The 13,295-nt window shown below is 42.4% G+C and carries 11 protein-coding genes; 2 read left to right on the forward strand and 9 right to left on the reverse strand.

Annotated features, from left to right (window positions below):
* Positions 1–55: 55 nt before the first annotated feature.
* Positions 56–1,246, forward strand: coding sequence for an ATP-binding protein (locus ACRZ9O_RS10595; RefSeq protein WP_459459004.1), 1,191 nt, complete (start codon positions 56–58; stop codon positions 1,244–1,246).
* Between the two features lie 15 nt (positions 1,247–1,261).
* Complete coding sequence (locus ACRZ9O_RS10600; protein WP_459459006.1) at positions 1,262–2,152, forward strand: glycosyltransferase; 891 nt, start codon at positions 1,262–1,264, stop codon at positions 2,150–2,152.
* Here ACRZ9O_RS10600 and ACRZ9O_RS10605 read toward each other — a convergent pair.
* The 9 genes from ACRZ9O_RS10605 to ACRZ9O_RS10645 form a co-directional block, all read right to left on the reverse strand.
* Positions 2,123–3,574 (reverse strand): flippase, encoded by a 1,452-nt coding sequence (locus tag ACRZ9O_RS10605; protein WP_459459008.1) that lies wholly within the window; start codon positions 3,572–3,574, stop codon positions 2,123–2,125. The two genes, ACRZ9O_RS10600 and ACRZ9O_RS10605, sit on opposite strands and share 30 nt — an antisense overlap.
* On the reverse strand, positions 3,574–4,395 hold the full coding sequence (locus ACRZ9O_RS10610) for a hypothetical protein (protein WP_459459010.1): 822 nt from the start codon (positions 4,393–4,395) through the stop codon (positions 3,574–3,576). Before ACRZ9O_RS10610 ends, ACRZ9O_RS10605 begins: the two co-directional genes overlap by 1 nt.
* Before the next feature lie 2 nt (positions 4,396–4,397).
* Positions 4,398–5,090, reverse strand: a complete 693-nt coding sequence (locus tag ACRZ9O_RS10615; RefSeq protein WP_459459012.1) for a glycosyltransferase family 25 protein — start codon at positions 5,088–5,090, stop codon at positions 4,398–4,400.
* Positions 5,083–5,802, reverse strand: coding sequence for a hypothetical protein (locus tag ACRZ9O_RS10620; RefSeq protein WP_459459014.1), 720 nt, complete (start codon positions 5,800–5,802; stop codon positions 5,083–5,085). Before ACRZ9O_RS10620 ends, ACRZ9O_RS10615 begins: the two co-directional genes overlap by 8 nt.
* Positions 5,802–6,833, reverse strand: a complete 1,032-nt coding sequence (locus ACRZ9O_RS10625) for a hypothetical protein (RefSeq protein ID WP_459459016.1) — start codon at positions 6,831–6,833, stop codon at positions 5,802–5,804. Before ACRZ9O_RS10625 ends, ACRZ9O_RS10620 begins: the two co-directional genes overlap by 1 nt.
* Entirely contained in the window at positions 6,833–9,268 is a 2,436-nt protein-coding gene (locus ACRZ9O_RS10630; protein ID WP_459459018.1) for a polysaccharide biosynthesis/export family protein, read from the reverse strand. The genes ACRZ9O_RS10625 and ACRZ9O_RS10630 overlap by 1 nt, the downstream gene beginning before the upstream one ends.
* 188 nt (positions 9,269–9,456) lie before the next feature.
* Positions 9,457–10,557, reverse strand: coding sequence for a Wzz/FepE/Etk N-terminal domain-containing protein (locus tag ACRZ9O_RS10635; protein WP_459459020.1), 1,101 nt, complete (start codon positions 10,555–10,557; stop codon positions 9,457–9,459).
* A gap of 5 nt (positions 10,558–10,562) precedes the next feature.
* Positions 10,563–12,953 carry an SLBB domain-containing protein gene (locus tag ACRZ9O_RS10640; RefSeq protein WP_459459022.1) on the reverse strand — a complete coding sequence of 797 codons (2,391 nt, stop codon included), beginning with the start codon at positions 12,951–12,953 and terminating at the stop codon, positions 10,563–10,565.
* 169 nt (positions 12,954–13,122) lie between these two features.
* The coding region (locus ACRZ9O_RS10645; RefSeq protein ID WP_459458021.1) for an adenosylhomocysteinase at positions 13,123–13,295 on the reverse strand (173 nt) is incomplete at its 5' end.

Raw genomic sequence — 13,295 nt, forward strand, 5'->3', positions numbered from 1 at the left:
GTTTGCATTACTAATATATAAAAGTATATATTTGTAATATAAACTATTGTAAGCTATGCTTCACGACGAACTAAAATCCCTTTTAGAAGACCAACGTATTTATTTTAACAAGCAAGACGGCACCATTGATCGAGATAGTAGTCCTGAAATTAGATTAGACGTGCCATTGGCGGTTATTTTGACCGGCATACGTCGAGCAGGGAAAAGTACGCTGTTAAAGCAATTAGTCAAAGACAAAAGTAAGGTAGGTTATGTTCACTTTGATGATCCCCGTTTTAGCACTTTTGAAGTACCTGATTTTTATAAAATTGAGGAGATTTGGCCCACTATCCACCAATTTCAATTTGATGAAATTCAACAGATAGATGGTTGGGAGACCTATATCAGACAAGGGCTAGAGAGAGGAAATCGCTATGCGATCACGGGTTCGAACGCGAAATTATTGAGTTTAGAATTAGGCACTTTATTAACCGGGCGCCATATAACACATGAAATATTCCCCTTTTCGTTTCGAGAATTTTGTCGGTTTAGGAAGCAGATGCCTACGGCAGATTCCTTCCAAGAATATATCGAAATGGGCGGATTTCCGGAATTTGTTGCCTTCAATATACCGCGTTACCATACCGAATTATTTAAAGATATTATTCAACGAGACATCGCCGTGCGGAACGGGATTCGTAACGTACAAGAATTGACGATTATCGCCTTGCACCTGCTCAATAACATCGCAAGACCTTATACATTGAATAAGTTAGCTAAAAGCTATGGCATAAAGTCCGTTAATACCGTTTCGAATTTTGTCAAATTTTACGAAGACAGCTACCTACTGTTCAGCATAGCTAAATTTGATTTTAGCTTTAGAAAACAACAGGTAAACGAAAAGAAGATCTACGCGATAGACACGAAATTCGCACAACAGAATTCCTCCCAACTACACGAAGATAAGGGCCGGATTTTGGAAAATTTAGTCTTTTTAGAGATCCGCAGGAAGACGAATCAGATTTGGTACTATAAAGAAAACCACGAATGTGATTTTATCTACCAGTTAGCTGGTCAATACCATGCTGTTCAGGTATGCCATGAATTACATAAAGACAATTTAGCGCGGGAAATGGCTGGGATGGAAGAAGCGATGTCCGCCGTCGAATTAGCCTCTACCACGTTTGTTACCTCCCATCAAACAGAGGATTTACACATAGCAGGCAAAAAAGTGTCCTGCATTCCCTTTTTTGAATGGGCTAAGTAAGTACATTTGTATTCTATGAAACTCTCCGTCTCCATGATCACCTTCCAGGGTGCGGCTTATCTAAAGGCGCAAATGGATTCGATTTTAGACCAAAGTATTCCCGTTCAGGAAATTATCGTCTGTGATGATGGATCGACAGATGGCACAAGAGAGATTTTAGCCTCTTATGCTGCTGAATATCCACAAATTCAGCTCCACTATAATGAAAATAATCTAGGCACGGTAGCTAATATGCAGCAATGCCTGCGCAAGACAACGGGGAATCTTATTTTTCTGGTGGATCAGGATGATGTCTGGTTACCTACTAAAGTAGAAAAGACGCTAGCCTTTTTTCAAGAGAACCCTGAAGCTGACGCTGTTTTTAGTAATGCAGACATCATTGATGAAATGGGAGAAACGCAATTTGGAATGACTTTATGGGATATAATTGGTTTTCCGTATGGCCAAGTCGACCTAACAGATTTCGAAACGCGCGTGGACAATGTAGTTACCGGTGCGGGATTAGCTTTTAAGCGAAATCCAGAACTCTTGGAAAAAGACATCCCTCAGATACCCGGATTATTGCACGACGGCTGGATTGGACTCTATTTTGCCGCTAATAATACGTTAATGGCAAACCCGGAAAAACTATTTCAGTACCGCAGCCATGCAAACCAGCAAGTAGGTGGAAAGATTAAGGAAAGACAAGCCTTGCTAGACTTTAACCTAGCCTTATACGATGGGGTTCCGGTAATGAAAGATTTTGCTACGTGGAAAGCGGCGATGAAACGCCTGTATACGAATCTAGATTTGCCTTATATGGACAAGGCGAAGATTCAGGATCAAATTGATTTGTACGCGGAATACGGGAAGACCTATTTCCAGCTGCGCGCTAGTTTATTCCTCTTTGTTAAAGCGATCCGCTAGGCGATTCCATTGCGTACGAAACACCGTATCCGGCAAAATCATCAGCTGCAATACCACAAACCAAGCCAGCGAGAACACCCCTATCACCAGCAAACGCAATAATAGCGTAGGGACAAAGAGCTTAAACAAGAACACGATTCCCAAGTACGGAACCAGTCCTAGCAATTGCTGAAAGAAAACCATCGTGTAATTCGAAAGTGAAATCTCCTTGCGAGTGAAGAATACGAAGGCGATGCAAACCGCTAATTCCGTCAACAGAATCGTGATGGCAGCCCCTTCTTCTTTCAGCGTAGGAACTAATAGGAAGGCTAAAATAATACTGATAAACATCCCAATCAGTGCAGAAATGAGGATGGATTTGTCCTTACCTACGGCGCTGAGGATTTGGAAGCCAAAAATCCCCGACATACTGATGATTAAGATGAGCGGTGCCGTGATTTGCAGCGGTAAAATCACTCTATCGAATGCTGTTCCTAATAAGATATGGATGATTTCTGGCGCGCATGTCATAATTCCTAAAACCAAAGGCATCGAAAGGCTCACCAGCACATAAAAACACTGTTTCACGAGTAAAACGAAGGCCTCTTTCTCTCCCTTGTGGTATAAACTCACTAATCCCGGGAACATCGCCACTGAAATAGCGCTTAAGACGCAGATAAACAAACGGTTTAATTTCAAAGCAGAAGAATAATAACCCACGCTTTCATTGTCTGCTAGAAAGCCTAGTAAGATCGTATCCAGAGAGAAATAAACGGAGATGGTAAAGATGGTTAAAAACAACAAGGCCATCGGCTTGATGTGTTTCTTCAACTCTAGCTTAGTGAAAGAAAGGCCAGAAAAATCGAGCAAATCCCACAGTCTTTTTCCATTGAAGGCGGCTAATATCACGGCTAATCCCACCTGCATCCGGAAATAGTTCACGTAATCATTCGTGTTCCGGATAAACAGAAACACCGCAGCGATGAAGCAAAGGCGAATGACGAGGGAACGAATGGCAATGAATTTGAATTGATTCATTCCGCTGAAGAACCATTCTAATTGAAAGACTTGTAGAATAAAATAACCCAGCGCCCAAGAGAAAAGGGATTTTTCAGCTGCTAATTGTGGAAGAGCAATAATAAAGACGAGGAAAACTAGACTTAGTAATAATGTTCCTAGCGCATTGATAATGAAAATTTCGCTAAAAGTCTTCGTTAATAAAGTACGATCTGAAGCTGCTTTGGCCACTTCGCGAACCCCGTAAATAGGAATTCCCAGGGCCGCTAATAAAACGAAATACTTAGCAAAACTCTCCGCGAAATTTAAGACCCCCACGTGCTCCGGACCTAGGGTACGCGCCAAATACGGAAACGTGATTAGCGGGAATAACACCTGCGTAATCGCTAATAACACATTATAAAAGACATTTTTCCGGGTCTCCATTAGCGGTAACTCGCGTCCACGATCAGTTTATATAGGTTTCGAATCATCCGCGGAATACGTTGGATTTTATAGGCCAAAGGCACTCCGTGCACATAGCGACGGTCTAACACATGATAATGAAAATCTGAGTCAAAATGCGCTGGATTTTCGGCTGCCATTTGGCGGCAAACGCCCTGCACATAGCGAATCTCTTCCAGATTCGTCTTCCCATTCGAGAACACCCGGTTATCCGTACGAATAGGACGCGCGTGCTTTAGTTGCACCCCGTGCACTACGGCGGTTTTGGTCTTTCCTATCAGGCGTTGAATCGTAGGGATCAAATACACATCGAGTCCCGTACCAGAAATAGAATGCTTGAAATGAGGTCCAGCGGCCTGAAATACAGCCTCGCTATAGAAAGGCGACATAATTTCCACCCACCAGGTATCTTGAACTAGATAGCCCGGCTTGTGGAGGAATTGTCGTAAATTATAGTAAGAATCGTGGTTCAAGCTAGGCTGAAACACATCTAGTTTCTCTAAGTTTGCAATGAAAAAGAGCTTATTCAGGTCAGAAACCGAGATGATTTGATCATCGTCTAGAAATCCGATGAATGTCAATGGAGTTGATATCAAGGATGCGTAGATGTTCTGCATCACATCACCCTTACACTCTGATTTTAGGGACAAATAATGCGCCACGGAAATGGGAGCCTCCGTAACAGCACCACTGTAATCGTACAATAACCAATCGAAAGCGGGCTCCACATCGAAATGGATGTGGTCCATGGGGCTAGACTTGCCGTCCCAAGTAATCGCAACGATGGATTTAGGTGTACGCATATTTAACAAAAGTACGATTGTATCGTGTTTCGGCAATAGAAAATCATCCGAATTAATTCAGCGGTCATCAGATGCCTTCGACTCTCGCTTCGAATCAGCGAATCAGATGTACGCCAGGTCGAAATCACTTCCGGGACAATGGCACCCAAAGAAATCTCCTCAGGATTCAAAAAACGCTTGTACATATCCACAGGATAGGCAATCCGCGCTGTTTTCTGCAACAAATACTTCGCGGCCTTCGCATTCAAAGAATACCCATAAGCTCCGTAAACGGACTTAATCAAGGGTTCGCCCACGCCATTTTCTTTCGTGGAGCGTTTCAAACTAGCATACCCATTCCAAGCACCCCAGAAGAACAAATCATATTTCTTCGCGGTTTCGGGCTTTAAAAGTTCCGGCTTCAAGATTCGGCTGTCAGATTCTAGTACCAAGAAATGCTCAGTTGAACTTTCGCGCGCAATCAGCGACCAAACCCTACGATGGCTCAAAATCACTCCAATTTCGGTGGGCAACAAGGCCTTACCAGTCCGAGAGTTAGATTTCTCAATCAGTGCTTCTACAAAAGGAACGTGAACTCTTGACGGGAAAACCGGCTCCACTACCTCTAAAGTAGGAAACACAGATCGCATCGCCTCCACGTGAGCCTTGCGTTCCGTCTCGTGATCCGCAAAAAGAACAAAGGCGCGTTTAAACATGACTGAATTGGCTAAACGTGCTGAAAGATCCAGATGCTAAAGCATCCGGCGTAAAGAAATCCTGTTTACCGCCATCCGGATATAGAATAAGATGGGGCTTGCGGCAGAGATAGGCAAGATGTAAGGGCAATGAATCTGAAGTCACCACATAATCAGACGCCTGAATCAAGTCGATCAATTCCTCAAATGTAGTATAATCCGACCCAAATCGCGCTACTTGCCCATCAATTTGCGACAAAATTGAGGAAGGAATGATACGCTTAGGCAATCGTGCATCCGGCAAGATCAATATCTTGTCGCCATTTCTCTCTAGTTCTTGCACCTGCAAACCATAGGACGCATAAACCGGCTGCCCTGTTTCGAAAATAGCTTTAAACGAATACCCCGTGAAGAAATTCAAGAGACCTAGACGTGCACTTTGTTCGACGAAATCGCTCGAACCTGGATTTGTGCGTATATACTGCTTGATTTTTGATAATTGACGAAATGTGTCAATACTGAAAAACGTCTTATTGGTAAACAGATTTAATTGCGATCCTGTGATCCCAAAGTCCACGAAGTCAATCGAAAGAGGCGAAATACAGCCACGCGATATCAGCGCGTCATACAAAGGTTTCAAATGCAATGAAGCTACGATCACATCGGTCGCAGCAAGGGCTTGCACCGCTATCGCAAAATCTCCGTAAGCGCGCAATAGAAACACCCGACGCATTATTTATCCGTATAAAGGTAGAGGCAAAGGAAGAATCCGACTAAAAGTCCAGCAAACAATCCAGCGAATCCTAAGAATAGATAAGATTTGCGATCATCCATCAGTGGATATTTAGGCACATCCAGTAATTGAATCACCGGAGTCTGGGAAACTAAGGCGATGCGACTCATCTCTAAGTTTTTCGTCACCTCCGCGTAGATGCTGAAGACAATTGATTTATCACGTGAACTCACTTCCGCAGGAACGGACATGGACTTAAAGGCCACGTTCGGATCTAAAATCTGAAAGGAAGCTGCCGTATAGGATTTCGCATTCAACACGCGCAATAATGAATCTCCACGCGCTTGTAAACGCTTCACATTTGCAGCAGCTGTGCTCGTTTTCACATTTACGTAATAAGTGGTGGTCTCTTTCAATAATCTCTCTGCAAAATTCTTCGAGAACACCTGGTTTTGCGAGACTGTCACAATTTTGAAGATGGAACCTTTCTTGTTCAAGCGATCTACAGACACGTTTTTCTTTGCGATTTGCTCGTACATGACGTACAAAACTGAATCTTGGTACACCGAATGAACAGGTGCAACAGCAGAATCAGATGTAATAGCAAACGAAACAGGAGCCGGCAAGCGCTCCCCTAAACCCGTAAAGTCTAAATACAAATCAGCCAATGTTTTCCCAGCAGAACCAGAAATAGGCGTTAATAATACTTTCTCAATAATCACTCGGGACTTGATGATATCTAAAATATTATCACCCGTAAACAAACTAGAGCCACTACCCAAGCCTCCTAAATCCAAGCCTACTTGTGAAGCAAGTCCTGCTAATCCACCACCACTAGCAGATTTCTCCTCTAGGATAAACGTGGTAGCTGCAGCATAAGCAGGCTTCTGCATCGCGCGGTAAATGAGAGGTAAAACTAAGCCCACGAGAGCAAATAATGTGATTAATTTACCTTGAGAACGTAGGTAACTAAAGAATCTTTTGATCGATTCGATGACATCCCCTAGCACGATTGTTTTCTTATCTGCCATTATTTCACCGTGTTAATTAAAGCAATAATTAAGCCTCCTAATGATGCTAAGCCCGTTCCCATCGCAATGTACTCTGGCGTAGAAATAGGACGCTTATCCTTTTTCGCTGGTACGTATACTTCCGCACCTGGCTCTAGGCTAGGGTAGAAGCGGAAAAATAGGAATCGTTTGGTTGTTTTAATCTCGCCATTCGGACGAACCATGTAGGCATAACGGCGAGCTGCATTCGGGGCGAACCAGCCGGACTCTGAGATTAAGCGACGGAAGCCTAAGCCGCTGTGGTAGGCGATTTGGCGCGGAACATTTACTGCCCCAAAAGTCTGTACCGTCTGCGTTAACTTAGGCACTTTGATTACGTCACCTTCTTCTAGAATAATATCATAAAGCGAACCTGGCTTCTCCATTGCCTCCGCAAGACGAATACCTACCGGCTTTTGATCCACTAACAAACCATTCACATTTGACGCAATTTTCGCCGTATCAGTCGCCGCAAATGAATTACCCGAACTACGCTTCGATTGATTCGAAATCGTATTGATCTTCGAAGAGAACAAAGCCTCATCCGCAGACGTCTGATTTACCCGCGTCTTGCGCAATAAGATGGCTCCTGTTGCATAACCTGTTTGCTTTAGACCACCTGAACGAGCGATGATATCCGATAGTCGTTCCTTGTTTCCTGATAAGGTATAATTTCCTGGATAAAGCACTTCCCCCTCTACAGAAACCGTAATTTGCGTACGATAAGAAGGTGTTTTACGCACAGAAACAATGTCAAAAGGTTGCAATACGAAGTTCAAATCCTCCGACTTAGCTGATCCTAAGTCAATCGAATGTATAATCGAATAAGCCGTCGTATCTGAAGTAGCTGTAGATAACAAACGACGGGAAACCTCAATACGCGAACGAGATGCTCCTTCTTTAAAGCCATCCGCTAATAGTATCAAATCTTGCACCCGCATATTGTCAGCAAATGTGAAAGTCGCAGGGCGATTTACCTCGCCGTTAATCGTCACAGAATAAGCCTCACGTAAACTCGTGATGGGGTAAATGTGAATTTTGTCTTCGCGCTGTAAACGAATGTCCGGCTTTCCAGAAAGCACGTCTTTTACATTAAATGGCAGCACGGCCGGCGTTAAATCAGGATTCAAGCGACTCAAAAGCGCACGATCCGTAAACGCGTTTTCCTTCACACGAACGGCAAGCAATAGTTCTTTCAGGTTCGCGAATTCATTCAAGCCATATTCTCCTGGATAATACACCGCTCCATCGATAAAGGCCCGATTCGTGAAGGTATTTGCCAAAGCATCCACCACCAAAGTATCTCCAGAATGCAAAGCAAAACCTGAAAGAGCCTCTGCCTTCACGGATTGTATTTCAAATCCAGTCGCTCCCATTCTCTTCACACGAATACGCTCCTTGAATGCGTCATCCGCAAAACCACCTGCATATTGCAAGATATCCGCTGCATTTTCGCCTTTCTTCATATCGAATAAGGCTTTTTTCTTTACTGCGCCACTCATGGCAACGCGTGACTCGTAGGTTCCCACGCGAATCACATCGTCGTCTTGCAAAATTCTATTTTTAGACAAGTCTCCCTTTAACAAGAAGTCATATAAGTCTAAAGTCGTAATTACTTTTCCATTACGCACTAATTCAATCTTACGGAAAGAACCTAGATCAGATGGACCTCCTGAAGCATATAGCGCATTCATCAAGGTAGACAAAGAAGAAACAGAATAGTTACCTGGCTTCTTCACTTCGCCGACTAAGGTAACTCGAATGGAACGCAATTGGCCTAAAGAAACCATTACCTTAGTGCTTCCGCCAGCGATAGTTGTATAAATTTTAGCAGCAGATTCACGAATCCGAACTTGTGCTTCTTCAATGGTTAAACCACTCACTTTGATAGGGCCAAGGTTAGGGAAACGAATGTATCCCTCCGTGCTTACTTTTAGCTTTTTCGTACTTTCACTCAAACCATAAATATCTACAATCAACTCATCGCCTACCCCAATCGAGTAGTTGCGCGGAGTAGAAATGGTCAAATTAGGCTCAAAACTCAGGTTTTGGTTTTCGAATATCTCGGATCCAAAAACCCGCAGGCCTGAAGGTGCAGCTGATGGCGCCACAATATCGATTTTCTTGCGAGGAACCGTAATTTCATCCTTCGTCTTAGTCTTATAGGCATTAATCGAAGTCGCTGTTAAGGGATCCATCTCCGCGATGCGGCGATTTAAAATGATGATTTGATCTGCTGGAAGACCTTTGGCCTTCATAATCTGCACGATCTCCTCAGGCGCTCTGCCCTGCAATTGATAGCGTACCATAATCTGCGCTAATTGCTGATCGCTGATGTTGTTAATGTCTACCGGAATCTCCTGGGCAAAAACGGGAATCGCCAGGATCAATAATATAAGTATGCGGAATGCTTTCATCTCTAATTTATTTAGGTCTAGTCCGAAGACAGAAAACCAGTCTACAAAATTACTATTTTATTTTATAAGATGTTTACTAATTTATTGAGTGGAGGATAAAACAAAAAGCCCGCCTTCCAGCGAGCTTCTTTAATTAATAATCTGAAAGTATAAATAGTTTATCTATACTCTCTTATCTCTACTCTGAATTACCCAAGTAATTCCTTCAAATTCACCGTCTTAAAAAACACATAAATCAACGAAAAGAACACCCCCACAAACATAAACCCGATCGTAATCAAGCTACGCTTAGGACCATCCTTCTGAATTGCAACCTGCGCCGGTTCTAAGACCTTAAAAACAGGTGTCTCACGGTGTAATTTTACCTTAGACTCCTCGTATTGTCCACTGATGGTCGTGTACAAATTATAGGCCATATCCACCTCGTATTGTAATTTCTTTTCCCGGTCTTTAGCTACGTTCATGAACAAATTCATATTTTGGTCGCGGTATGCACTTAAGGTAAAAAGAGCTTGATCATAACGCGCACGAGATTCCGAAAGACGCTTTTCTAAGAATGATAGCTCTTTTCTCGCCTTCTGTGTACGGTAATCCGTCACATACTTCGTTAGGTAGTGTTGAATTAATGAGGTGATATTCGCCGCTGCCACTGCATTAGTCAGTTTCGTAGTCAAAGAAATAACCCCCGATTTTTTATCAATCTCAAGGACAACTGAAGCTCTGAGCTTCTTAATAGCCGCCTGTTCCTTCTTGCTTAACTTCATTAAATCTGCAGAAAGCGCAGCAGAAGGCACCTTGTCTAATTTCACATCTGAAACTATATCCTCAACAGACGGATCTCCTCCTAAATCGATAGGAGCCGTATCTTGTTTTTCGGATAAGAAGTCCAAAACCGTTTGCCATTTCTTGTGTTTCGTGCTATAGATTTTCGCTTTTAAGACCTCCTGCAACAAAGGAGCACTTTGAACGATGTTAGGGTATAAATCCGGACGAATAGCTTCGGCTCCAGAAGAACTTCCTCCTAGATCTACACCGGCTAAACCTGCTAAAGATTTTAAACCGCCCATTCCGCCTGCACCACCGGATTTAGAATCTAATTCTGGTAATAATTTCGCGTTAGAGCTATACTCGTTAGGCTGAGTTAGGGAATAAATAGCCCCTAATGCCGCAAAAAGCACAGCACAAGTAGCTATTAAAATCCGATACGACTTCAGCGTACGGAAAATCTCACCAAAGTTGATCGAAATTTCCCCGTTATCTTCAAGTTGATTATTTTCTAATGTAGACATGGGGTTTATTTAGTCAAATTGTTGATAAGTGTCGTTAAAGTAAGTGCAACGGAAACTAGTGCAGATGATAATCCTAATGCTTCAGCAGTTGTCAAACCTTTCTTCCTATCCGCCGGAAATTCAGGAACCACAATCTCTGAACCTGGAGGCACTTTCGGGTTAATTCTAAAGAATAAGAATCGTCTTCTTTTCATAGAGATCCCATTCGGCGCTTTCACATACACATTCCTCTTGTCAGCGTATTCCGTATATCCACCAGCCCCATCCAAATAATCCTGAAGATTATATCCTTCTACAAAGGCAATAGCAATAGGGTTTTGGACACCTCCTGTTAGTTTAATTGTTTCCAAAACGCGAGGAATAACTAAACGATCATTTTCCATCAACAATAGGTTATTTTTTGAGGCTGGATTCTTCAAAATTTCTGAGAGTTTTACGCCCACAACTGAAGAGTCACGATATAGAATGGCTCCATCTAAATAACCTTCCGGTTTTAGACCGCCTGCTTCAAAAATCAAATCGGCAATTTTTTGTTCATCTTTAGGTATGGAATATCGTCCGGGAAAGTTCACCATTCCTTCAATGGTCACCACTCTTTGCACTTCATAATTAGGTGATCGACGAATGGAAATGATATCAAAAGGTTTCAATTCGTATAGACTAACTTCGCTATTGATATTTAAGCTACCATCAATATCAAATGTTTTTACGATGATTTTTTCAATACTCCCATTGTCAATTCCGTGTGTAATGACGCGTCTTGAAAGTTCAATTTTAGCAAAACTTGCTGCTTCCTTGAAACCATTTGCCTTTAGAATCAAATCTGCCATCTTCATTCCTTCTTTGAATTCAAAATCTCCTGGTCTATTTACTTCCCCGTAGATACCTATTATTTGTTTTTCACGCAGTGAATCAATTGAATAAACCATTAGAGCATCTTCGCGCTGCAAGGCTATATCAGCTAGTTCGCCTCTTAAGACCTTTCCTAAGTCGAAGGAAATCATTTCAGGATCGTAGTTTTCTTTTCTACGGGAAATAGTCGCCCGATTTAAGAAGGCGTTTTCGCGTGGGCCTTCAGCGCGTTTGATTAACTCTTTTACGGTTGTTAAACCATTTTCGATGGCAAAAACACCTGGTCTAAATACGGCGCCACTCACCGTAACGCGGTTTTCGTAGCGTTCGATGATTTTACCTACAGAAATCGCATCCCCATTTTGAGGTTGGAATGTCGCCACTTCATCTTGTGTGATATTTAATAATTTCAACTCACGCGAAGTATTTCTGCGGACATTTAAGGAGTAGGTGTAGGCCTTGTCTGTGAAACCTCCTGCATAGCGAAGGATGTCTTTTAAAGTTTCTCCTTTTACTGCCTCGAAAACCATCGGGCGTCTTACTTCGCCGGCTAATTCGACATGAGAATCAAAATCACCTACACGAATAATGTCTTGGTCTTTTAATTGGATGTTGTCTTTTTGATCTGCTTTTAATAAGAAATCGTACAAGTCCATGGTGCGGACCACTTTGTTGTTTCGAATCACACGAATGCTACGGAATGAACCATTTTCGTTAGGCCCGCCTGCTAAATACAAGGCATTGAATACGGTTGCCAAAGAAGAAATGGTGTATGATCCCGGATTCTCCACTTCACCCACTAGGGTTACTTTTATGCTGCGTACATTTCCTAAAGTAATGATCGCAGACGATCCACTTCCTGGGCGATTCAATCCTTGGTATAATTGTCTCAAACGACTCACGATGCGCGCAGAAGCTGCTTCCACCGTTAATCCGTTCACATAAATCGGGCTCAGGTTTAGAATCTTAACCGTTCCCTCTGGACTCACGGTAACCGTATAATTGTCCATTACTTCACCAAAGATGTCGATATTCAACTCATCATCCGGCCCCAGCGTATAGTTCACAGGAGTGGCGATACGCAAATCCGGCTCGAAGTTTAATTTCTTGTTATTGAAAAGAAAAGCGCCGTAAATCTTTTTCTTAGGTAAAAGAGTTGAATCGATTATTTCCTCTTCCTCCAAGTCTGCATCTGTCATTTCGTCGTCATCCGCATTCTTATTCCCCTTTTTCGTGCTCAATTTACCCGAAACCGTTCTTTTAGAAGTGGTTTTTGATTTAGTAGATGTTTTTTCTTTTGTTTTCGAGTCTCCAATTTGAGTAAGGCGACTGCGCATTTTTGCTATATCTGAAGAGGTGTAGCCTTGAGCTTTTGCTGCTTTTTCTAGTTGTGCTTCTGTCATACCGCTAGATTGAGCGCGCTCGAAGAAGGTAGATATTTCTTCGTCACTCAGGTCTTCCACTTTGCGTTTCGCCTGGGAAAAGGCTGCATGAACGAGAACTAGGAAGGAAAAGGTCAAAAGAATTCGACTGAATAATTTCATACAAGAATTTTATAATACGTACATAGTTAAACAAATTTAACTAAAATTTATGATAAGCGATGCTTTGGAAGAAAAGATGCCTAAATTTTTATTTAATGGTAGTTTCAACTTATCCTTAAACAAAAAAAGCTCGCCATTTAGCGAGCTTTTAATTTAATATTTATAATTCCTAGTATCTGTAGTGCTCTGGCTTGTATGGCCCTGCTTGAGGAACGCCAATGTAATCCGCCTGCTCTTTTTCTAACTTCTCTAATTTAGCCCCGATGTGCGCTAAGTGTAAGAACGCTACTTTCTCATCTAAGTGCTTAGGAAGAATGTAAACTTTGTTCTCATAGCTCGCTG

The organism is Aquirufa sp. HETE-40SA, assembly GCF_054558635.1.

Bases quoted from the DNA above. Each gene is read 5' to 3' on its own strand.
- ACRZ9O_RS10595 (WP_459459004.1), top strand. From the start codon at position 56: ATGCTTCACGACGAACTAAAATCCCTTTTAGAAGACCAACGTATTTAT.
- ACRZ9O_RS10600 (WP_459459006.1), top strand. From the start codon at position 1,262: ATGAAACTCTCCGTCTCCATGATCACCTTCCAGGGTGCGGCTTATCTA.
- ACRZ9O_RS10605 (WP_459459008.1), bottom strand. From the start codon at position 3,574: ATGGAGACCCGGAAAAATGTCTTTTATAATGTGTTATTAGCGATTACG.
- ACRZ9O_RS10610 (WP_459459010.1), bottom strand. From the start codon at position 4,395: ATGCGTACACCTAAATCCATCGTTGCGATTACTTGGGACGGCAAGTCT.
- ACRZ9O_RS10615 (WP_459459012.1), bottom strand. From the start codon at position 5,090: ATGTTTAAACGCGCCTTTGTTCTTTTTGCGGATCACGAGACGGAACGC.
- ACRZ9O_RS10620 (WP_459459014.1), bottom strand. From the start codon at position 5,802: ATGCGTCGGGTGTTTCTATTGCGCGCTTACGGAGATTTTGCGATAGCG.
- ACRZ9O_RS10625 (WP_459459016.1), bottom strand. From the start codon at position 6,833: ATGGCAGATAAGAAAACAATCGTGCTAGGGGATGTCATCGAATCGATC.
- ACRZ9O_RS10630 (WP_459459018.1), bottom strand. From the start codon at position 9,268: ATGAAAGCATTCCGCATACTTATATTATTGATCCTGGCGATTCCCGTT.
- ACRZ9O_RS10635 (WP_459459020.1), bottom strand. From the start codon at position 10,557: ATGTCTACATTAGAAAATAATCAACTTGAAGATAACGGGGAAATTTCG.
- ACRZ9O_RS10640 (WP_459459022.1), bottom strand. From the start codon at position 12,953: ATGAAATTATTCAGTCGAATTCTTTTGACCTTTTCCTTCCTAGTTCTC.